The sequence below is a fragment of the Poseidonibacter antarcticus genome, from assembly GCF_003667345.1.
Lineage (GTDB): Bacteria > Campylobacterota > Campylobacteria > Campylobacterales > Arcobacteraceae > Poseidonibacter > Poseidonibacter antarcticus.
Map to the genome: position 1 here is coordinate 260,614 of NZ_RCWF01000002.1, position 22,284 is coordinate 282,897.

A 22,284-nucleotide genomic window follows, 5' to 3' on the forward strand; every position below is an offset into this window, starting at 1 on the left:
AATACTCTCCTATGCTCTTGCTATTTGACATAATCCACCCTTAGTCTCAGGAATTTGAGTAACAATGTCATAACCGTAGTTACTAACAACATTTGCACTCTCTCCAATTGCATAAGGAGCAGTTCCATCAGGATACTTATGAAGTAAACTTTCACCTTCCAACATACCAGCAAAGTGGAATGGAATAAATATTCTATCAGGTGTTACTGAATAAGAATAATGTGCTTTTACTTTAATCTTTGTTCCTTGAGGTGAATGAATCCACATCATTGAACCTTCTCTAATTCCATATCTTCCTGCTAAATCTGGATTAATATCACAGAACATTTCAGGACTTAATTTAGCTAGATATTTACTAGCTCTATTTTCCATACCTGCACCATTCATATTTACAAGTCGCCCTGTAATTAAGTTAATTGGGAAATCTTTCGCCCAATCTTGCTTAGATTGTTCAGAAATATATCTTGTATCAACTCTCCAATGATTTGGTTGATCTGGAAAACTAGGATAATCTTTTGCAAGATCAGTTCTTTGCGTATGAAGAGGTTCCCTATGTTTTGGAATCTGATCAACCCAACCCCATACTTTTGCTCTTGCTTTTGCATTTCCATAAGGAGCAATACCTGCTTCCATACATTTTTGAGCAATAATATTTGATTTATCAACTTTCCAGTTTTTACCAATCTTAGATTTTTCATCTTCTGTTAAAGTAATTCCTAAAACAGCTTCAATATTATCTTTATTAATTTCAGGATAACCATCTTTGTTATTTGAACCTATTGGTGCACTTCCTTTACCTGCTAGTAAATCTTCACCATCACGTTCCATACCAAATCTGTTTCTAAATCCCATACCACCTTCTTTAACAGGTCTATTTATATTATATAAAATAGGACTTCCTGAATGGTTTTCAGTCCAACAAGGCCATGGTAAACCATAGTACTCACCAGTCATCTCTCCATAACCTCTCATAGTTACTTCATCAAACATATGCCAGTTTTCTTGATGTTTTTTTAATCTTTTAGCTGTCCAACCTGTTAATCCAATAGTTTTGATGATTCTAGCCATCTCATCTGTTGCATCTTCTGGCCAAGTAAAATCTTTTTTATTTTCTTTTACTTTCATTCCAGCTGTAAATTCATCATAAAAACCTAGTCTTTTTGCTAGTTCAAACATAATATCTTGGTCTGTTTTACACTCGTACATTGGAGGGACTACTCTTTGTCTCCATTGTGCTGATCTATTTGTTGCCGTTACTGAACCACTAGTTTCAAACTGAGTAGTTGCAGGTAAAATATAAACATCATTTTGTTTATCAGTTAAAATAGCACCTTCATTAACAAAAGGATCACAGAAAACAGCAAGATCTAAATTATCTAAAGCTTCTTTAACTTTTTTTGTTTGCGCTGTTGATGTAATACCATTACCCATAACAAGTAAAGCTTTTAATCTAGTCCCAGCATTGTGAATAGCATCTTCACCTGGATTTCCACCAAGTACTCCAGCCCACCATCTAGCTAATGTCATACCTTTTTTACCCATCCACTCAGGAGATTTAAATCTTGATTGTAACCAATCAAAATCTACATTCCAAGATGAAGCAAAATATTTCCAAGAACCTTCACTTAAACCATAATATCCAGGTAATGAATCAGCTAAACAACCAAAATCAGTTGCACCTTGAACATTATCGTGACCTCTTAAGATATTAGTTCCACCACCTTCAACACCCATATTACCAAGTGCTAATTGTAAAATTGGAGCCATTCTTGTATTTGATGTTCCATTTGAATGTTGCGTTAAACCCATAGCCCAAATTAATGTTCCAGGAGTATGTTGTGCGTAATGCTTTGTAATTTGTACAATTAAATCTGCATCAACACCTGTTACATCAGCAACTCTTTCAATTGGCCAATTTTTAGCCTCTTCCATAATATCTTGCATACCAAAAACTCTATCTTTAATAAAGTTTTTATCATGCCAACCATTTTCAAAGATGATATTTAACATTCCATACATAAATGGAATATCAGTACCTGGTCTAATTTGTGCATAATAATCTGCTTTTGCAGCAGTTTTAGTAAATCTAGGATCTACTACAATTATTTTAGTGTTATTTCTTTCTTTTGCTTTTAAGAAATGTTGGAATCCTACTGGATGATTTACTGCTGGATTTGCTCCAAAAATAATTATCGCTTTAGAATTTTGTATATCTCCCAAAGAATTTGTCATAGCACCATAACCCCATGTGTTTGCCACCCCGGCAACTGTTGAGCTATGTCAAATTCTAGCTTGGTGATCTATATTATTAGTTCCAAACATTGCAGCAAATTTTCTGTAATAATATGATTGCTCATTACTGAATTTTGCTGATCCTAAAAACATTGTTGAATCTGGACCGTGTTTTTGTCTTAAGTCTTCAAGTTTTGAAGCAATACCATCTAAAGCCTCATCCCAAGAAATTCTTTTCCATTGTCCGTCTTTTTTCACCATTGGATGTTTAAGTCGTACTTCTGATCTAACCATATCAATCATATCAGCACCTTTACAACAGTGCCCTCCAAGTGATACAGGATGATCTTGAGCTACTTCTTGTCTTACCCAAACGCCATTTTGTACTTCTGCTATTACACCACAACCAACAGAACAAGCTGTACAAATAGTTTTCACCATTTTTGAACCAGGGAAAGGATTTTTAATCTCTTCGCTGGTTGCTTGTCTAGTTGCTTCAGTACTAGCAAAAGAAGATGTTACACCAAATGCAGTAGCAACTGCCGCCATTTTCATAAATGACCGTCTTCCTACTTTTGCATTTAGAGCTTCATATGTATTTGCTGACATACATTACTCCTTTTATTTATTTTGCTTTCTTGTAATATTGTTCCCAAGTAGCAGTTTTTTTGTATAGAATCTCTTTTTTAGTAGAGCTTCCTACAACAACACCATTATTTTCATCACCTTGAACTGATGAATTACCAGCTGCAGCCAATACACTAGTACCTGCAACTGCAGCAGCACCTGCTGCGACAATCGCTGTTTTCTTCGCAAAATTTCTTCTACTTTCTTGCACGACTGACCTCCTTATAGAAATTAAGCCCCTTACACTAGAGACTTTATTAAAAAAAGAATCTTTTCTTAATAAAGCCTCTTGATTAAAGAGATTTAACTCTTAAACATCTGTTTCCATTGCTGTAGCTGTATCAACAGGACCTTCATAAATTTCTTCTTTTTTAGGTCCTGATTCTCTTAATAATTTATTTTTAGCTCTTCTTTCTAACTCTTCATCAGAAATAGAATCTTGGACTTTTGCTTTTTGTACTTTTACTTTAGCTTTTGGTTTAGAAACTTCTAAATATAATCTTTCAAACTCTGCAAATGAGTGTAAAACAATCATTAATTGAGAAAATATCTTCGCATTTTTATTTTCATATACTTCTTTTGCAAAATCATCTACAAAATCATTTAAAATTTCTGCAAAAATACAGTGAACAGTATTTTCATATTCATGATTTCCATTAGCAATATTGTCACAAAGTTGTGCCATAAAAGAGAAAATAAATCCTACAGAATCTTCATATTCAAAATACTTTTTTTCATCACGTCTTAGTTTTGTTTTTGCAACAAACTGAATCATTTCAACTCTTTTTTTACCAGATTCAACACCTTCATCATAATAAGAAGCCGTAAGTCTTATCTTTTTATTTAAAGGACTATGAAATAAATCATCAAATTCTTGAACTAAAACTACATTTGAAGATGGATCTAATTCATTTGAAATAGCTTCAAGAGCTTTTCCTGATTCTATATCAAGAGGACTTTTCTTTAAGATGTTTATTAATCTTACTAATTCAAAATAGTTTTCACTTTTTGATGAAAGTACAAAAAAGTTTGCAAATAAATTATAATAAAGAGCTCTTGCTTTATTTATTGAATTATTATCTTTCATTATGCTTTTCCTTTATTTTTTTGATCATAATAATTTTGCATCATAATCTTTGGTTTACAATCTGCACAACAATATAAACTTCGCTCTTTTACAGGGTCATGTGCAAATAATGGTCCCATCATATTTGCTATTTTTGTAACTGCTTTTACTGTTGCAAATTCAACACCACACTCAACACAAGCAAATAAATCATCTTTTGCGATTATATTTTCTTTAAACCAAGTTGGTTCAAGTTTTATAACATCCCTTTCAATTGTTAAACAATCATCTTCAGGACATGAAACTTCACAGTATCCACATGAAGTACAAAGACTTGGATTTAATCTTAGAGTATTATCACTAGCATCTGCTTGAAGTGCATCGACATTACAAGAACCAACACAAACTAGACATAAAGTACACTTATCTTCATTTACTTTTACAAGTCCATAATGAACGTGTTCACCTGTTTTAACAACGCCAAGATCTTCATCACCTACAATTTTTTGTAATCTATGTGAGAATATTTCTCTTTTTTTAAGACCGTCTTGATTAAAGTTAAATTCAGAACCTTCTATAAATGAAACCTCGTTAATTGCAGATTGAAGTTCATCTTCATTCATAGCTACAAGTATTGCATCTTTTTTATATTTTGCTTGATAAATATCATTTACAATTCTAATAGCATCACCGCTACCTTTTGAGATAAAATCAGTGTAAAAAATCACTTGAGAACCTGATATTTGAAGAAGTGTTAAAAATGATTCTTCATGTAAAAATTTTTCACCTTCAATTGCAAAAGGTAAAACATTTTCTTTTAGAGATACTTCAAGTGTTGATATATTCATTTTTTCAGGCACTATTAAAGGATGAGTTTCTTCAAAAAACTTACTCATTTCAAATAATGATTCTTTATTTGATGGAGCATAATCAATTGCACCACTTGGACAAACTGAAACACAACCACCACAACCGTGACAATCTATTTGAGAGAAACCTAAAGTTTTTGTTTCATCATCTTTTGTAATCGCAACTGTTGGACAAACCTCTTCACACTTAGAACAGATTTCTTCTCTTCTTCCATCGTATTGACAAATTTCTTTATCATAAGTTGTAAACTTTTTGTATGAATATTCATTAATATTTTCTTTTAATGTTTGAACAACTTCTTCAATACTTGATTCATTTGGATCAAATGTTCCGCTTTGAGTAAGTCCCATTTCTTTGGCATCAAACCAAACAATTTGAGAAACATTTAAAGTAACATCCTTACCTTCATCATCAACAATAACTGATAAGTTTCCAATATGACCTGAAATTTGCTTTACAATATCTTCTTTTACAAAGAATAGTTCAAAATCATCAGACTTTATACAGGCTGTAAAAGCTTCATACTCTTCTTTTGAATTTGTTATAAGCAATAATTGTTTTGAAACTTCTTGTGAATATGAAATATCTTGTGCAAAGTCATATTTGCTAGCTGCTATTTCATAAAGTTTTAGTACATTTTCTATTTTTAAAGATGTTGAATCTTGAGAATTTTTAATATAAAAATCAATTTCATCTGCATTTAATTCTGATTGTACTTCCTTAGTATTAGAAATTAGAAAATCTTTATCTTTAGTATCTTCTATATTTGTAGTAACTAAAATTTCTTCACTAATTGGGAAGTCTAATCCTTTTGGATTATAATATATAAATTCTTGCACTTAATATGCCTTTTTTGTCAATAATATTTTAATCTTATATTATATGCATAGAAATTAAACAATGCTTAAATGATAAAAAATATTTTACCAAAAAATATTCTTCTGTTACATTAAAGCCGTTTATTGTTGATTTTTAAGTAAACTACTTTATGATTAAACGTATTCCCATATTACTTTTTATATTTTTATTAATTTTTATTTATTCCAAAGATGAAAAATTTATGAGCAAGACTATTACAATAGGAACGTCTATTCCTCAAACTGGAATTATAAAAGCATTAGGTGATTCAGTTATAAATGGTGCTAGTTCTTATTTTAATTTTGTTAATGATAATCACATTTTAGGAGAAAAAAAAATAAGATTTTTAGTTTATGATGACAAGTATGAACCTGATTTAACTACACAAAATACTAATAAGCTTATATTCAAAGATAATATCTTTGCTCTTTTTAGTTTTATAGGAACACCAACTGTAAAAAGTATTTTACCTATTTTATATGATGAGAATATTCCTTTTTTTGCAGCTTTTAGTGGTGCGTCTTTTTTAAGAGATAATCAAAATAAAAATATTGTGAATTTTAGAAGTTCTTATTCCCAAGAGATTGAAGCTATTGTTTCTCATTTATATGAAGATGAAAAAATAAATTCAATTGCAGTTTTTTATCAAAATGATAATTATGGAGAAGAAGGATATATTTCTTTATTAAAATCATTAAAAAAAAGAAATCTTAAATTAGTAGCCCAAGGTTCTTATAAAAGAAACACCCTTTCAATAAATCATGCTTTTAATGAAATAAAAGATGCAAAACCCCAAGCTATTGTTATGGTGGGAGCTTATAAAACAAATGCTTTGTTTATAAAAAAAGCAAAGCAAAATGAAAATTTAAAAGATGTGATATTTGCCAATCTTTCTTTTGGTGATGCAAATGAAATGATTAAAGAGTTAAAACAACAAAAAACAAATACTAATAATCTTTTATTTTCTCAAGTAGTTCCAAACTATACGAATAATGATATACCAATAGTTCTACAATATCAAAAACTAATGAAAAAATATCATCCAAAAGAAGAGCTAGGTTTTATTTCTTTTGAATCATTTTTAGCAGCAAAAGTTTTAGTAAATGCTATAAGTAGAATAAAGGATGATTTAACTAGAGAAGAATTTCTTTGTAATTTAAAAGAGACTCCAAGTGATTTATTAGATGGTATTAATTTAGAGTATAAAAATACTCAGCTTTTAAATAAAGTATATTTGTTTCATTATGAAAACTCAAAATTTGTAGAAGTAGAAAAATAATATGCTTTTGAAAAAAACACTAAAATTCTTTGACAATCTTAGTTTTAAATATAAAACATCATTTTTGATTTTTATTATTGCTGGTGGGATGATTTGTATTGTTGTGTTATCTCAAATTTCTACTTTTAGTATAAAAGAAGATTTTGATAATTTATTTAATAATAGAACAAAATCATTAATAAAACTCGAAAGTATTAAAGATACCTACAATGTTAATATCCAAGATACACTAAAAGATTTAAGATACAATAATATAAATAATAAACAAGCAAGAGAAGTCTTAGCTCTTGCACAAGAACTTATTAATAAAAACTGGTCTGAATATAAAGAAAATCAAAAAATCAAAAAATCAAAATTGTTTATAACAAAATATATTAAAGATTTTCTAATAAATGAAGAACAATCTTATAAAAATGAAATACTAAAGCAAAATATTATACAAAATATAGATAATAAATTATCAGATATTAAAAATGCTATCTATGATATTAGTATCAAAAATACAAATAGTGATTATGAACAACTTGATCTAAATATAAATGCTATTTCAATATATCTTAGTAGTCTAACAAATTATGATTTATCACTTGCAGTAAATGAAAAAAGAAATACTGAAAAAATATTTAACAATATAATCATATTTTCTTTTATTTCTATTTTTTTAGTGTTTTTATTTTCTATAATTTTAACTATTATAATCATAAATAATTTTAAGACTTTAAACAGTACTTTAGAGCAAAAAGTAGAAGAAAAAACAAAAGAATTAATGCAATTAAATAGCTACCTTGAGACAAAAGTTTCTAAGGAAGTTGTAAAGAATAGAAAAAAAGATATGATTATGTTTCAACAAGCAAGACTTGCAAGTTTGGGAGAAATGCTAAATAATATCGCACATCAATGGAGACAACCACTTAGCTCTTTAAGTATGATAATTCAAAGTTTCCAGATAAAAATGTCTTTAGGAAAACTAAGTGAAGAGTTTGTTGATACAAAAGTTAAAGACGCTTTATTATTAGCAGAAAATATGTCAAATACACTTGATGATTTTAAAAACTTTTTTAGTCCTGATAAAACAAAAAGTAGATTTTCTATAAAAAATTGTATAGAACATTCTATGGACCTTGCCAAATATTTACTCGAAAAAGAAAATATACAAATAAAACTAATTATAAAAGAAGATATTGAAATAAATAGCTTTTATAATGAATTATCCCACGTCTTCTTAAATATTATTTCTAACTCTAAAGATGCTTTATCTTCGATTGAAAATAAAGATGATAGAATTATTAAAATAATAGTACATAAATATAAAAAGAATATTATAATAAATATGCTTGATAATGCAGGAGGAATTAAAGAAGAGATTATTCCTAAAATATTTGAGCCTTATTATACTACTAAATATAAAAGTGCTGGAACAGGTATTGGTCTTTATATGTCAAAACAAATTATTGAAAAACATATGAATGGTACAATTTTATACAAAACTGTTAGACATAAGATTAAAGATGATAGAAATTTTAATTGTTCATTATTTACTATTAAAATTCCAATTATTAATGAAATTGAAAATCAAAAGGAAAAACTCAAATGATGCAAAATAAAGATTTGGACATCTTACATAATTTTAATATTTTATATCTAGAAGATGATGAAGACTTACTAAAACATACGCATGATGTACTTGAAGATTTTGTTAATAATATTTATGCTGTGAAAACATCAAAAGAAGCTATGAATATACTATTAAACAAAAAAGTAGATGTTATTATTTCAGATATTTTACTTGAAAATGAAAATGGAATTGATTTTTTAAAACATATAAAAGAAAAAGATATTTGTATTCCTACAATATTAACAACTGCACATACAGATACAAAATATTTACTTGATGCGATTAAACTAAAGGTTGAAAACTATATTGTAAAGCCTATAAATATCAAAGAATTACTAAATAGTTTATATGATATTTTACTTCCTGTTATTCAAGAAAAAGAGATTCAAAAAAATATTTATATAATCAGAACAATATCAGCAATTACAGATGGAAAACAAGTTGATATAATCAGATATATTATCAATAGCTTAAATAATGATAATATTTTTACAGCTTCATATAGTGATATTATGCAAAAAATACCTATTTCAAAACCAACACTTATAAAACTTTTTAAAGAATTAGCCCAAAAAGATATTTTGGTAAAAGTAGCTCATAAAACTTATAAATTTAACCAATCAGCCTTAGATCATATCTAAAGCTGTGGTTTTTCAATCCCGAATTTTTTATACCAATCATAAGACAATACAATATAATGATTTTTTTCATTATCTAAACTTTTAAGATATTCATCATTTGGATATGTTTTATATAATTTAATCCAAATATTTACAGCAAATAAAAGATGTGCTTTTATATCTTTTGGAATTGGAATATAAGGTCTAAAATCAGTAATACCCTCTTTTTCTAGTTCAGCTAATTTCTCATCTGTAATATAATCAATGGGAGTGTTTGTTCGTGGGCTTCTTACTATTTTTGCTTCCATATCTTTTTGATACTGTGCATAATCAAATATTTCAACAGGTTCGTAATCTTTATTCATAATTTCATTCATTTTTAAAACTTCTTTATTGTGATTTTTGCGTAATTATAGCAATATAAGAATATAATATTTATAAAAGGAAAAAAATGGCTTATAAAGAATACAAAGTTATACATATTGTAGAAGGTGGCTTAGGAACAATTTTTTTAGGAGCATCTGGAATTCCTATTAAAGAAATGGAAATAAGACTCAATAGGGAAGCCCAATCAGGTTGGCAAGTTGTTTTTCAAATTATTGAACAAAAAAGATTTCTATTATTTTGGTCAAGAGAAGCTGTTGTTGTTACTTTAGGAAGATAAAATATGAATAATGATGATGTAAAAAAAGAAGAAGAACTTTTAAGAAATAAAATACTTTTATTATCTGATGAAAATAGAAAAGTATTCTATGAAAATGTAGAAAAACAAATAAAAGATCCTGATACATATGCTGCTTTAAACTTTTTATTTTTAACGGGAATACATCATTTTTATTTACAAAAATGGTTAAAAGGAACAATAAACCTAAGTTTATTTGTTTTTGGATTAATTCTACTTTTTGGAAGTACATTTTCATATGGTTTTGGGTTAGGAATTCTTTTAGCTGTTTTTATTTTGGAATTAAATGAACTTTTTAGATCACAAATAATTGTTCAAGACTACAATAATAAAGTCTTAGAAAAGAACTTAGAACTATTTAAGTGAACATCCACAAGAAGTAATGTTTTCTTCAACTCTTAAATATCTTCTTACTCGTCTTGATATTAAATCTACTACGATATTTAATAATGCAGTTACAACTAAGAGTAAAAACATTTTATCAAGTCTAAAATCAGCAATTGCAGAGTCTATAAAGAATCCTAACGTAGCGATTCCTAAAATACCTAAAATTGCACTCTCACGCATAATAATTTCCCATCTATAAAATAAAAATGCTAGGAATTGATTATAAACTCTTGGTATTATTTCAAAGAAATAAAGGTTGATACTTTTTTGAGTTTTATCAGGTCCTAAAACAATTAAATTAGTTTCATTTCCTATTAAATGTCCGATAATTGAACCATTATGAAGCATAAGAGCAAGAGCTGCGGGAAGCATTGATGGTCCAAATAATTGTAGGAAAATATATGCAAGTATATATTCAGGAGTTGAACGTAAAATCACTAAAAAAATATGACTTGTAAATATAGTCGGTTTATTTGCAAACTTTTTTGATACCAAAGGAAACAGTAAAAGGGCTAAAAAAGCTGTTAGCAATAATGATAATTGTGTTAAAACTATTGTATTTATTGTCCCTGGAATAATCTCATTTGAGAATATATTTGAAAACCAAGAAATAGTAGCATCAAGTCCTAAATCATTTCTAATTGGATGAGGAACAATATCATTTGTAACAAATCTAATCAAATTATCAAGATTAAAACCTGAAAAATCATCTAAATAAAAAAATGAGCCAATAAGTAAAAAAGGAAAAGTATACTTATTAAACCAATATCTTATTGTCGCAACTACGATATAAAATAAAATTAAAATCATCCAAACTTCAGAATAAATTCCTTGCATAAAGGATGATGATAAATAATATCCAAGTGTAGTAATTCCAACAAAACCTAGAATAGCAGTTGAACGTAATGCACATTCAAATCTATATAAAGTATAAGAAAGTAAATGAGGAAAGGCATCTGGTATTTTTGTAAATAAAAAATAAGAAAAGCTATTTTTACCTCGTAAAACTTTAGGAAAAGTATCGTGTTCTTCAAGTATTTCTGCGTATACTTTTCCTAAAATCGCACTATATGGAATGATAATTGCTAAAAGTGCAGTTAATGTATTTAGCCCAAATATTTGTAAAAAAATCAAAGCCCAAAAAAGTTCGTGAATTGCTCTTGTAATTGCAAGTGAAATACGAACTAAAACATTTCCAAAAAACAATGCAAGAAAAAAACCAATAATTGCAGATACAAATATAGCAATAATTGCAATTGAAATAGTATTTAAAAAAGCTTCAAATAAAAGTGAATAGTCATTAAACTGTAAATGTAAAATTGCATAAAAAAAGTCTTTTGTTAGTTGTGTAGTATCAACTGTTGAAATTTCTAAATCTGCTAGAAAAAAAGACAGTAATCCTATAAAAATAAAAAGTACTGATACTTTCGTATTATTAGTCACAGACATAATACAACTTTTGTCTATCATCATCTGTTAATTGTGAGCATTTTTTATCAACTAATATTTTTCCATTTTTTAGACCGATTACTCTTTGAAAATGTTTAACCGCTAAATCAACATTGTGAATTGCACAAACTATTGTTTCATATTTTTTGTCTAAAACTTCTAAAACTTTTGAACTTAAATATTCATCCAAAGCTGAGATTGGTTCATCTGCTAATAAAATCTTTTTTTGATTAAAAAGTGATCTTGCAATTGCAGTTCTTTGTTTTTGTCCACCTGATAAATCATGGTTTTTTACAAAAAGCTTATCTTCTAAATCAAAATCTTTTAGTATATTTCTAATCTCATCAACCTCTTTTGAAGCTGGTTTGATTAAATTTCTAATATTGTAAAAAGTAGAATAATCATCTAATCTTGCAATATAGACATTGTGAAAAACTGACAAATTATTTACCAAACCTAATTCTTGTGGGATATAAGAGCTTTGCTCTTTTTCAAGTTCATAAAGTCTTTTTATTAGTGTTGATTTACCACTACCACTTTTACCAAGAAGTGCAACCTTTTCTCCTTTTTTTATTTCTAAAGTTAAAGAGTCTAAGATTACATTATCTAAGTATGAAATAGATTCATTTTGTAAATAAAATGCCATGTTATTAGTCGATTAAACCTATTTCTTTTCCAACATTTAATACTGGATCAAAATCAGAGTTTTTAGCTTTGATAAATGCAGATCTTGGGAATGCATCTAAAATTGCTTTATCTTTTACATTTAATAATGCATTTGTTAATTTTTCAGTAAACCCAGCACCATAAACCTCATCTAAATCACCATGAGCTGTAAACTGATAATCAGGATAAGTAGGAGTTGTCCATAAAATTTCTACTTTAGAAGTATCAATATTTCCAGCTGCTAATTCTCTATCCCAAACTTTAAAGTTAACAGCACCAACTTGGTATGCTCCACTTGCAACTAATGAAATAGTTTTTGTATGACTTCCTGAGAAACCTACTTTTTTGAAAATATCAACAGGAGCTTTTTTGAAGTTTTCTCTAATAAAATACTCAGGCATTAATCTACCACTTGTACTACCTTTTGAGCCAAAAGTAAATGTTTTATCTGCAATTTCTTTTGGAAAAGCTTCATTTTTATCTAAACCAAGTGCAGTATTTGCAATGATGTATGATCTAAATTGTGTATCTTCAACACCTTGTGCAATTGCAATAGAACCTGGAACTACGATTCTAGCTTTAACACCTGATAAACCACCAAACCATGCTAATTGAACTTGATTATTTCTAAATGCTGCAATTGACGCAGAATATGACTTAACTGGAACAAATTTAACATCTACATTTAACTCTTTTGTTAAATAAACTGCTAATTTTGAAAATCTTTCTTTTAGTTTTGTTTCATCTTGATCTGGAATCGCTGTAAAAGTAAATGTTTTTGAAAATAGTACTGCTGAAAGTACTAAAAGTGAAATAAGTATTTTTTTCATAAAAAAACCTCAATAATTTTGAAGCATACATGAAGATATAAAGTAAAGTAAAATTAGTAAATAATCATTTTCTTTATGTCAAACCTAAGCCTTAGGTCTAAATGCTATTTTGATTGTGAATCATACTATATCAAAAATAAACTAAAGATTAAATGGTAAATTTTTTTTTACTATTTATATAATATTAATATCAATTTAAAATAAAAGGATGTAGAATCTACTATAATATTATATTTAACATCCAAAAAGAGGAAAAAATGAATAACGAATATAAATTAACTAAATTCGTTCAAGCTGCTGGTTGTGCTGCAAAGATGGGTCCGGGGGACTTAAAACAAACTCTTTGTAACCTTTCGCCAAAAGATGAAAGAATATTAGTAGGATTTGACACAGCTGAAGATGCTAGTGTATATCAAATAAATAGAAGTCAAGCTATCGTTCAAACATTAGATTTTATTACACCTGTTGTAGATGATCCTTATGTTTATGGACAAATAGCAGCTGCAAATTCACTATCAGATGTCTTTGCAATGGGAGCAGAAGTTAAAACAGCTTTAAATATTGTAGGATTTGATAAAAAGAACTTATCACCTGAAGCCTTGGGAGAAATTCTAAATGGTGGAAATGAAAAAATCAAAGAATGTGGTGGATTATTATTAGGTGGTCATACTATAGAATCACCTGAAATGTATTATGGCTTATCTGTTACTGGAATAATTCATCCAAATGATATTATAAAAAATAATACATCGCAAATAGGTCATGTTTTAGTTTTAACAAAACCTCTTGGAATGGGTATTTTAACAACTGCAATTAAAAGAGATTTATTGCATATTGATATGATAAAGTATTGTGCTAATATTATGGCATCGTTAAATTATTTACCTTCTAAAATTATGAGAAAATATGATGTAAGTTCTTGTACTGATATTACAGGATTTGGTTTATTAGGTCATAGTTTAGAATCAGTAAATGCTAATACATCATTTTCAATTCAATCATCAGAAGTTCCAATAATACACGAAGCAATTGCATTATCAGAAGAAAATGTAATTCCTGGTGGAACTAAAAAAAATATGAAATATATTGAAGATAAAGTTTTATATATGAGTGGATTAGCTCGTCATATTGAAGTACTATTGTGTGATGCACAAACTTCAGGTGGATTATTGATAGCTATGGATAAAGATGATGCAAAAGAATATATAAAAGAAATTGAAGATTTATCTTTTGGTTATGCTACTATTATTGGAGAAGTTATTCCAAAAGCTGCAAAAGATATTATAGTTCATTAACTCACACCTACACAAAAAAGAGCAAATATTTTAAAATATTTACTCTTTTTTCATATCTCTATTTACTAATGTATTTACTTATCTTTATACTAGTGTTATAATAAAATACTATAACTATCTTAAATACCAAGGGAATTTCTTATGAATAAAAATGAAAAACTAGAACAGTATTATGCTCGTTGTGATATGAGTCAAATTAAAGGTCATTTAAAAACTTTACTTCAAAGTGCTAAAAAAGAGATAAAAGAAATAACTGTAGAAGAAATAGACCTTGAAAATATGGTTCTTATTGATGTACGTGAAGCAGATGAATTTGCATCAGGTGTAATTCCAGCGAAGAAAGTTTTTACAATACCAAGAGGAAAACTAGAATTTGCAGTAGATGATAAACTTGTAGATGTAAGTGACCATCAAGTTGTTTGTTATTGTCTTAAGGGAGCTAGAGGTTTACTTGGAGCAAAAACGCTTAAAGATTTAGGATTTAGCAATGTATCTAATCTTCAAGGTGGTATAGAAAAATGGGTTCAATCAGGGAAAAGTATCGAAAACTATTTAGGTTCTTTTAAACTTGACATATAAAAAATAGGAAAAGGTAAAGCTTAGAAGAAGGTCTAAGTTTCATATAAAACAAAGGATAAATTTATGGAAATGGATTTCATAATTGGATTAGCAGTAATAGTATTTTTTGCCTCTATGGTTCACGGAAGTATTGGATTTGGATTTGGTATGATTTCAACTCCACTTATAGCATTGTTTACGGATATTCAAACTACTATAATGTTGATGCTTATTCCTACAATGGTTGTAAATATTGCTAGTATTGTAAGTGAGGGTAAGTTTTTTGAGGCTATAAAAAAGTTTTGGTTTATTATCACTCTTATGGTCATAGGTAGTATTATTGGTACTATTCTTCTTGTATATACAAATTCAGAGTTTTTTAAACTTCTACTAGCTTTTATTATCTTTTTATATTTAATTCAATCAAGAATAAATATAAAAGCTGCTTTTGTTTCAAAATATCCAAAAGCATCAACGTATTTCTTGGGAATAGTTGGTGGGACTATCTCAGGTCTTACAAATGTTGTTGCTCCTTTGATGATTATGTATACGCTTGAGCTTAAATACTCAAAAAAAGATACAATTCAGCTTTCAAACTTATGCTTTTTATTTACAAAAATAGGACAATTAGCAGTATTTTTATATTTTGGAACATTTACAATGCATACTTTTGAAATTTCATTACTTAGTTTACTTGCTATTGCAGTTGGATTATTTTTTGGAGTTAAATTAAAAAGAAAAATTGATAAAGAACTTTATAAAAAAATATTACAAGGATTATTATTCATTATTGCTTCTATGTTAGTTGTTGTAAGTGTTTAAAAAATTTATTAGTTGATTATAAATTAAATGATAATATAACTATTACAAAAAATAAATACCAAATAGGAAAATAATGCAAAAAAGTATAGTTGTTGGTGGGTTCAACAAAGAACAAAGAGAAAAAAACCTAGAAAAACTAAAAATAAAATATGCTAAAAAAGGTTATAAATTTCTAAGCTTCAAAGAAAATGGAGCTTTGAAATCAATTGCAATTTTTGAAGTAGATGAAAATATTTTGAAAAAAGAAAAAGCAAAAAGTCTTTATATAGTAGCTGGAATATTTATATTGCTTTCAGTTTATTTATTTGTTAAGGCATCGGTTTAGAAAATATCACATAGCAGTTTGTAGGGGTATTAAAACTGTAATTATCATAGCCTCCGCACCTTTGCTATTGTATCACATAGCAGTTTGTAGGGGTATTAAAACAGTGGAAAGCTTGAAACTCAACAATGGGAAATTGTATCACATAGCAGTTTGTAGGGGTATTAAAACTATTCTGACACGCCTAAAATTGGCTATGTAATTGTATCACATAGCAGTTTGTAGGGGTATTAAAACAGTAACAAAATCATCATTATTTTGTAAAATATTGTATCACATAGCAATTTGTAGGGGTATTAAAACTCAAAATGACTTATCAAAAAGTAGTCATAAATTGTATCACATAGCAGTTTGTAGGGGTATTAAAACTACATTTTTATTTTTAATGAAAACAAAAAGATTGTATCACATAGCAGTTTGTAGGGGTATTAAAACTGCATTTTTTTCATTGCTTTTTCAATATCAATTGTATCACATAGCAGTTTGTAGGGGTATTAAAACTACTTTGCTGCTTTTCTTACTGCGTAATTTATTGTATCACATAGCAGTTTGTAGGGGTATTAAAACTAGTATCATCTTATATGGAGATACCTAAAGATTGTATCACATAGCAGTTTGTAGGGGTATTAAAACATTGAATCAGTTGATACTTCAGCAACTAATATTGTATCACATAGCAGTTTGTAGGGGTATTAAAACGGAGTACCTATGAAACATACAAGAAAATATATTGTATCACATAGCAGTTTGTAGGGGTATTAAAACTAACCTTTACTGAATAATTCATCTTCTAATATTGTATCACATAGCAGTTTGTAGGGGTATTAAAACTGGAGTTCTTAGACCAAGCAAGTAAAGAATATTGTATCACATAGCAGTTTGTAGGGGTATTAAAACATTCTGCTTTAGCTAGCCATTTTAAATTAAATTGTATCACATAGCAGTTTGTAGGGGTATTAAAACCAGACAAGCCTGAGTCAACTACATCATTATATTGTATCACATAGCAGTTTGTAGGGGTATTAAAACAAAAATCAAAAGATAGAAAAAAATTTATTAATTGTATCACATAGCAGTTTGTAGGGGTATTAAAACTCCTGAAATTGTATCATAAAAAACTTAAATATTGTATCACATAGCAGTTTGTAGGGGTATTAAAACGAGGTTGGTACAAATAAAGTTTTAGAGGTTATTGTATCACATAGCAGTTTGTAGGGGTATTAAAACACAGCAACAGATTTTGACACGGCAACAGTAATTGTATCACATAGCAGTTTGTAGGGGTATTAAAACCGATAAAAAATAAAACTTTTTATCAAATTTGTACTTTTATAAATATTATGCTAAAATTATTAATGTTATATCACATAACAGTTTAATAGGGGTATTAAACTAAGGTTGCTATTTTAGCAACTGACTTTAGGCAGTGGTTTCGACCACTTGCCCTTTTTTAGAAAAGCAATAATTGCTTTGGTTCATTTTTTTCTTCAATACTTTGCTCTCCAATTATTATATCCATAGATGCAAACTGTTTATCTGTAAACATTAGTATTCTTATATTTCCATTTTTTATATTTGTTTTTATAAACTTTTTTATTCTTTTTTTACCTAATTTCGCCGATTCTGTTGAACTAAATATTTTTCCATATACAGAGTATTGAATCATACTATAACCCTCTTTTTCTAGTTCAGCATGAAACCAATGATATTTTTTTCTTTGTTTTTTTGTTTTGGTGGGTAAATCAAACATTAGCATTAACCACATAATTCTAAAGACACTCATATTTAAAATACATCTCTTTGATACTTGGATAAAGAATCAACGAATTATCATCTTTTATCATAGCCTTTTTATAATTCATTACAAAAAGTTCTACAGCTCTTGGAATATTACTTATTCCACCTTTTATTTCTACACATTCAAAATTTAAAAGGCTTATAATTTCTCTTTTCAATTGTGTATCTAATGAGATTTTATGCGTATAGGTTTTTCTTAATATTTTTATATGAATATCTACAAAAGCTCTAAAAGGCTCTATTAAATCATCTACAAGATTAAAAGCATTATATTTATTTTGATGCCAAATACCAAAAATAGGTAATAACCCACTAGCACTAATACTTCTAGCCATACAAGCTCGAACAATAGCATATCCATAGTTAAGCATACTATTTATAATATCAGTAGCTCCTTGTTCTCTTTTAAAGTTTGGTATTTTAAATAGTTGTTTCCAATAAAGCCTTGCCCCTTGTGCTTCATCATTATTTTTATCACCTATTTGTACTTGTGAAGACAATTTTACTAAATCTTTAGCTTTTGAACTTCTATATAGTTCTAATACTTTTGCCTGATTTATAAGTTTTGACTTAATTATCTCTTGCCACGCTTTTTCTTTGAACTCTTTTGTTAAACTAATTTGTATGTGAGCTATTTCAGTCATTGTACTATGCTGAAAATAAGGAGTTAAAATACCACAAGGTGTAAACTCTTCATCAATAAAAAGAGTAGCTATATTATTTTTAGCTAAGAGTTCAAGAGTTTTACCAGTTATAGAAAACTGTGTATTATCAAAAAGAATAAAATCTATATCTTTTATCGTCACTTTTATTTCTTGTTTCTCTTCATAAAAATATAAGAGTAAATTTTCACTCTTAATTTTTATTTTGCAAGCTTTGCTTAAATGTATTATTTTCCATCCCATAACATCAACTTTTTATATTTTTAATAAAATCTAACTGTTCACTATTACAAGAGCCTATTTTTTGATATGATTTTATATTTCCTAAAATATCTAGGTTTAATTTTATTATTCCAATTGCTTTATTTAAAGATTGTTGTTTATGACTATTTGCTTTACCATTAAATATAGTTAAAAATGAGTCTGGTTGAAGTCCAATGCTTGCGGGAAACTTGGGATTAGAAAATGCACCCATTTTCTTATCTTCAAGAAAACTCACAATCTTTCCACCCCTAAAACTTCCATCAGAATAAATAAAAAATACTATATCATTTTTATATACTTTAAAACTATTATCTTTTTCTTTTCTTATTTTTTCATAGTTAGATACATCTACTCTTTCATATTGCAATTTTTCATTTTCTAAATATGCTTTAAACCCTATAAATGTTTTTTCCTTAGTAGCAAGACCTCCTCTTATCTCAAACCCTGTGAGGTTTGTTTGATAAAACTTCACTTTTCGTATGATATTTTGATTATTATCTATAAGTGGTTTATGTATTAAATTGTCAAGTTTTATTTTTGATTCACTTACAAGTTCTTTATCTTTTGTATCAATAGCACTAAACTCTTCTAAAAGTGAAGCTATTTCATCTGCCTTATTTTGAACTATTTTACATATCACATCATTTTTATTTGTTTTATATAAATACATTTTATGCAATATCTCTTTTTCAAACTTTTTCATAAAATCATCATATTTAGTTGTCGTTGTCACTTTAAGTGATATAAATTTATTGGTAATATTTTCTCTAACTGTATAAATACCATTTGCTTTTTTAGCATATATAGTATCTTTATGTACTTTTGAAACCATTGGTTTTTTCGATACCCAAAAATTCACTGCTTTTGTTTTACCAAAAATATCTTTATAAAAGATACTATTTTCTCCAAACTCATTGTATCTATCTTCTATCATCTCTACAAGCTCTTTTGGTTCAATTCCTTCGATAAGTGGAATATCTTTTTTTATTCTAGCTCTTGCTTTATCGTCTATAACACCCAAATTTTCTCTAAAAGTATTTGATAATTTTTGAAGCCAAGAATGATTTGTAAGTCCAATTAAAATCGCATCTATTGCATGGTGAATATTAGTATCTCTTACTTTTGTTTTTACTTTTAATACTTTTCGTATATTTGATGTAGCTCTTCCTGGGATATGTCTTACCTCACTACCATCTTTTTGTTTTTTTTCATTTGAAAAAGGGTAATATCTTTTTAAAATTTGTGCAGTTAGGGCTTCTATATAACTTGTAGCTCTTAAACTTTTACTTTCAAAAGTATCTTTGAAAACCTCATCAAGATTTGTTGCTAATAGATTTATTTTCTTCTTCCAATTAATTTTATGCTCTTTAAATAAGTCTTCTACCCTATTTTTGAAATCCTCTTTATCTTTTATAAAATCCATAGGTAGTTGATTTGATTTTTGAAGATTACTATCTCTATGAACTAAAACAAAGTTGTGTTTTACAGAAAGTCCTCCTACACTTTGAGGCACGATATGGTCTAAATCAACTGTATTTGTAAATATATCTTCAAATTCTATACCTTTTCCTGTATAAATATCTCTTCTATTTTGTTCTTCATACATCAAAATCTTACGTGCATATTTTCTTAAGTTTTTTCCATATTGTTCTGCAATTTTTTGATATTCTTTGTTTCCTACAATCTCATCTATTTGTTTTTCTAAAGCCCTATTAGCTTTTTCTATCTCTTTTTTTGCATCTTCACTAAGACTAAGTTCTCTTGTACTTTCTACTCTTATTTCATCAAATGCTCCGTAAGTAATATGAAGATGTTTAATAAGTCGTAAGCTTGCACTCACCACGTACTTTACGGGGTGGTTATTTATAGGTAGCTTATCATCTTCTTCAAATTGCGAAACATTAAGATATTTAATTCCTTTTTTAAATTCACTATAATCTTCACATCTATTTAATTCTAATTTTTCTTTTATCTCATCAAGAGTATAACCTTGTTCAAAATATGGTATAAGTTTAATCATTGCATAAGATGAAATTCTCAAACTTGAACCAGTTTTATTTTTAATAAGTTCTATAATTGTTTTATCATCTACTTTATTTTTTAGTTTTTCATATATTGTTTTAGGAGATTTTTCAAAACCTAAAGTATCAAATATCTCTTTTAGTTCTACATAGGGATTTTCTTTTTCAAAAGCTTTTAGAATAAAACTATTATCTATCTTTGATAAACTGCTTATAAAATGAAATTTAATAATACTATTTTCTTGTTTTTTTCCTTTATTTAGGTAGCTATCTTCTTTATTAAATATTTTTATATCATCAGATAGTTTTAAAATCTTTCTAATATCTTTATATTTAATATCAAGAATATTCTTCCCTTTTTTTATTTTTTGGAAAAAATCATCTGCTATTAATTTTATCTGCTCTTTTGATATTTTTATTGTAGGTTTTTTATTAAAAGTGATATTTGAGACAGCTTGATACATCTTATAAATATCAGCTATAAGTGAATATTGGTGTGATACCTTATGCTCTTTATAAAACTCACAAGGTGCAAATAAGTTCATATCATTTGAAGACTCTTTTTGGTCATCTATTGTCTGTATAAGCTTTGATATAAAATTATCTGTATTAAAATCTTTATCAAATAAGCCAAATTTCTCCTGAGATTTTATAATCTTTTCAATCTCATCATTTATATCTTCTCTTCTTATCATATATTTATAGTTATCATGATTTCTAAATGTCGGCGTTGCTTGTTTTAACTCCTCTTCAAAGATTATTGTAGCAACTGTTTTGTTTGGATATTCAAGTTTTAGATTCTCTATATTTTTAAGAGCGGCTTTTATTTTCCCTTTTTCATCATCTTTTTTACTTTTCTTATCTTCTTTAAAAGGTATATTCAACTCTTCACACAATTCTTCAAGTAAATCAGTGCTATCAAGAGATTTATAACCTCTATGTTTTGCTATGGCATAAAATATTGTAAATAACTCTTCAATCTTAAGTTTTTCACTAAATGTTTTTTTTGCTCTTAATTCCCATTTATTTTTATATATATTTTGTTTTTCTTGATATAAAAAATACTCTTGTTCTCCAAGCCCAAACTCCTCAAAAAGTTTTGCAAGGTTTTTCTTTCTTTGTTTTCGTAAATTTACAAGATTTGAAGCACTTGCACTGGCACTATGTAAAAGTTTTTTAGACTTGCCATCTTTATCTGTTGCTTTATCAAACATACTAACGCCATAATCTATTAAAAAATATTTGTCATTTTCCATTTCTTTTAATACACTATAACCAATACTTGTAATACCTAAATCAAGACTTAGTATTTTTTTCATTTCAAACCTTTTACATATATTTTAACTTGAAAAATATTATTAA

Annotated in this window: 20 protein-coding genes and 1 CRISPR repeat array; of the genes, 9 read left to right on the plus strand and 11 right to left on the minus strand. The window is 27.6% G+C overall.

Annotation, left to right across the window (positions count from 1 at the left end; genetic code table 11):
• Nucleotides 1–9: 9 nt before the first annotated feature.
• From D9T19_RS04020 to D9T19_RS04035, 4 genes are all read right to left on the minus strand, one after another.
• Nucleotides 10–2,841 (minus strand): formate dehydrogenase subunit alpha, encoded by a 2,832-nt coding sequence (locus D9T19_RS04020; RefSeq protein ID WP_121626925.1) that lies wholly within the window; start codon nucleotides 2,839–2,841, stop codon nucleotides 10–12.
• A 16-nt stretch (nucleotides 2,842–2,857) separates the two neighbouring features.
• Entirely contained in the window at nucleotides 2,858–3,070 is a 213-nt protein-coding gene (locus D9T19_RS04025) for a Tat pathway signal protein (RefSeq protein WP_121626926.1), read from the minus strand.
• Nucleotides 3,071–3,169: 99 nt separating this feature from the next.
• Nucleotides 3,170–3,946, minus strand: a complete 777-nt coding sequence (locus tag D9T19_RS04030; RefSeq protein ID WP_121626927.1) for a TorD/DmsD family molecular chaperone — start codon at nucleotides 3,944–3,946, stop codon at nucleotides 3,170–3,172.
• A complete protein-coding gene (locus D9T19_RS04035; RefSeq protein ID WP_121626928.1) occupies nucleotides 3,946–5,634 on the minus strand; it encodes a 4Fe-4S binding protein in 1,689 nt (562 codons plus the stop codon). Before D9T19_RS04035 ends, D9T19_RS04030 begins: the two co-directional genes overlap by 1 nt.
• Nucleotides 5,635–5,855: 221 nt before the next feature.
• Here D9T19_RS04035 and D9T19_RS04040 point away from each other — a divergent pair, with 221 nt between their 5' ends.
• From D9T19_RS04040 to D9T19_RS04050, 3 genes are read left to right on the plus strand one after another with little or no spacing between them, the layout of a single operon-like run.
• A complete protein-coding gene (locus tag D9T19_RS04040; protein WP_228197961.1) occupies nucleotides 5,856–6,932 on the plus strand; it encodes an ABC transporter substrate-binding protein in 1,077 nt (358 codons plus the stop codon).
• Between the two features lies 1 nt (nucleotide 6,933).
• On the plus strand, nucleotides 6,934–8,526 hold the full coding sequence (locus D9T19_RS04045) for a sensor histidine kinase (protein WP_162984540.1): 1,593 nt from the start codon (nucleotides 6,934–6,936) through the stop codon (nucleotides 8,524–8,526).
• On the plus strand, nucleotides 8,526–9,188 hold the full coding sequence (locus D9T19_RS04050; protein WP_121627117.1) for a response regulator: 663 nt from the start codon (nucleotides 8,526–8,528) through the stop codon (nucleotides 9,186–9,188). Before D9T19_RS04045 ends, D9T19_RS04050 begins: the two co-directional genes overlap by 1 nt.
• Here the strand turns inward: D9T19_RS04050 and D9T19_RS04055 are convergent.
• Nucleotides 9,185–9,544 (minus strand): hypothetical protein, encoded by a 360-nt coding sequence (locus D9T19_RS04055; RefSeq protein WP_121626930.1) that lies wholly within the window; start codon nucleotides 9,542–9,544, stop codon nucleotides 9,185–9,187. The two genes, D9T19_RS04050 and D9T19_RS04055, sit on opposite strands and share 4 nt — an antisense overlap.
• 74 nt (nucleotides 9,545–9,618) lie before the next feature.
• Here D9T19_RS04055 and D9T19_RS04060 point away from each other — a divergent pair, with 74 nt between their 5' ends.
• Together D9T19_RS04060 and D9T19_RS04065 are read left to right on the plus strand one after the other, a co-directional pair.
• Nucleotides 9,619–9,831 (plus strand): DUF4177 domain-containing protein, encoded by a 213-nt coding sequence (locus D9T19_RS04060; protein ID WP_121626931.1) that lies wholly within the window; start codon nucleotides 9,619–9,621, stop codon nucleotides 9,829–9,831.
• 3 nt (nucleotides 9,832–9,834) lie between these two features.
• Nucleotides 9,835–10,215, plus strand: a complete 381-nt coding sequence (locus D9T19_RS04065; RefSeq protein WP_121626932.1) for a TM2 domain-containing protein — start codon at nucleotides 9,835–9,837, stop codon at nucleotides 10,213–10,215.
• Here D9T19_RS04065 and D9T19_RS04070 read toward each other — a convergent pair.
• The 3 genes from D9T19_RS04070 to D9T19_RS04080 are packed head-to-tail and all read right to left on the minus strand — an operon-like array spanning nucleotide 10,204 to nucleotide 13,181.
• Nucleotides 10,204–11,685 carry a PhnE/PtxC family ABC transporter permease gene (locus tag D9T19_RS04070; protein WP_121626933.1) on the minus strand — a complete coding sequence of 494 codons (1,482 nt, stop codon included), beginning with the start codon at nucleotides 11,683–11,685 and terminating at the stop codon, nucleotides 10,204–10,206. The genes D9T19_RS04065 and D9T19_RS04070 overlap by 12 nt on opposite strands.
• Nucleotides 11,672–12,331, minus strand: a complete 660-nt coding sequence (locus D9T19_RS04075; RefSeq protein ID WP_121626934.1) for an ATP-binding cassette domain-containing protein — start codon at nucleotides 12,329–12,331, stop codon at nucleotides 11,672–11,674. Before D9T19_RS04075 ends, D9T19_RS04070 begins: the two co-directional genes overlap by 14 nt.
• Before the next feature lie 4 nt (nucleotides 12,332–12,335).
• Entirely contained in the window at nucleotides 12,336–13,181 is an 846-nt protein-coding gene (locus tag D9T19_RS04080) for a putative selenate ABC transporter substrate-binding protein (protein WP_121626935.1), read from the minus strand.
• Nucleotides 13,182–13,438: 257 nt separating this feature from the next.
• Here D9T19_RS04080 and selD point away from each other — a divergent pair, with 257 nt between their 5' ends.
• The 4 genes from selD to D9T19_RS04100 all read left to right on the plus strand — a co-directional run bounded on the left by selD (nucleotide 13,439) and on the right by D9T19_RS04100 (nucleotide 16,181).
• On the plus strand, nucleotides 13,439–14,476 hold the full coding sequence (gene selD, locus D9T19_RS04085; protein ID WP_121626936.1) for a selenide, water dikinase SelD: 1,038 nt from the start codon (nucleotides 13,439–13,441) through the stop codon (nucleotides 14,474–14,476).
• Nucleotides 14,477–14,617: 141 nt separating this feature from the next.
• Nucleotides 14,618–15,055, plus strand: coding sequence for a rhodanese-like domain-containing protein (locus D9T19_RS04090; protein WP_121626937.1), 438 nt, complete (start codon nucleotides 14,618–14,620; stop codon nucleotides 15,053–15,055).
• Nucleotides 15,056–15,118: 63 nt separating this feature from the next.
• Entirely contained in the window at nucleotides 15,119–15,856 is a 738-nt protein-coding gene (locus D9T19_RS04095) for a sulfite exporter TauE/SafE family protein (protein WP_121626938.1), read from the plus strand.
• 73 nt (nucleotides 15,857–15,929) lie between these two features.
• Nucleotides 15,930–16,181, plus strand: a complete 252-nt coding sequence (locus D9T19_RS04100) for a hypothetical protein (protein ID WP_121626939.1) — start codon at nucleotides 15,930–15,932, stop codon at nucleotides 16,179–16,181.
• Nucleotides 16,182–17,471: direct repeats of the CRISPR family, unit length 36 nt; unit sequence ATTGTATCACATAGCAGTTTGTAGGGGTATTAAAAC.
• Nucleotides 17,472–17,628: 157 nt separating this feature from the next.
• Here the strand turns inward: D9T19_RS04100 and cas2 are convergent.
• The 3 genes from cas2 to cas9 are packed head-to-tail and all read right to left on the minus strand — an operon-like array spanning nucleotide 17,629 to nucleotide 22,241.
• Nucleotides 17,629–17,961: a CRISPR-associated endonuclease Cas2 gene (cas2, locus tag D9T19_RS04105; RefSeq protein WP_121626940.1), complete on the minus strand. Its 333-nt coding sequence runs from the start codon at nucleotides 17,959–17,961 to the stop codon at nucleotides 17,629–17,631.
• Complete coding sequence (gene cas1 / locus D9T19_RS04110) at nucleotides 17,948–18,880, minus strand: type II CRISPR-associated endonuclease Cas1 (protein ID WP_121626941.1); 933 nt, start codon at nucleotides 18,878–18,880, stop codon at nucleotides 17,948–17,950. Before cas1 ends, cas2 begins: the two co-directional genes overlap by 14 nt.
• A 4-nt stretch (nucleotides 18,881–18,884) precedes the next feature.
• Nucleotides 18,885–22,241 carry a type II CRISPR RNA-guided endonuclease Cas9 gene (gene cas9, locus D9T19_RS04115; RefSeq protein WP_121626942.1) on the minus strand — a complete coding sequence of 1,119 codons (3,357 nt, stop codon included), beginning with the start codon at nucleotides 22,239–22,241 and terminating at the stop codon, nucleotides 18,885–18,887.
• Between the last annotated feature and the right edge of the window lie 43 nt (nucleotides 22,242–22,284).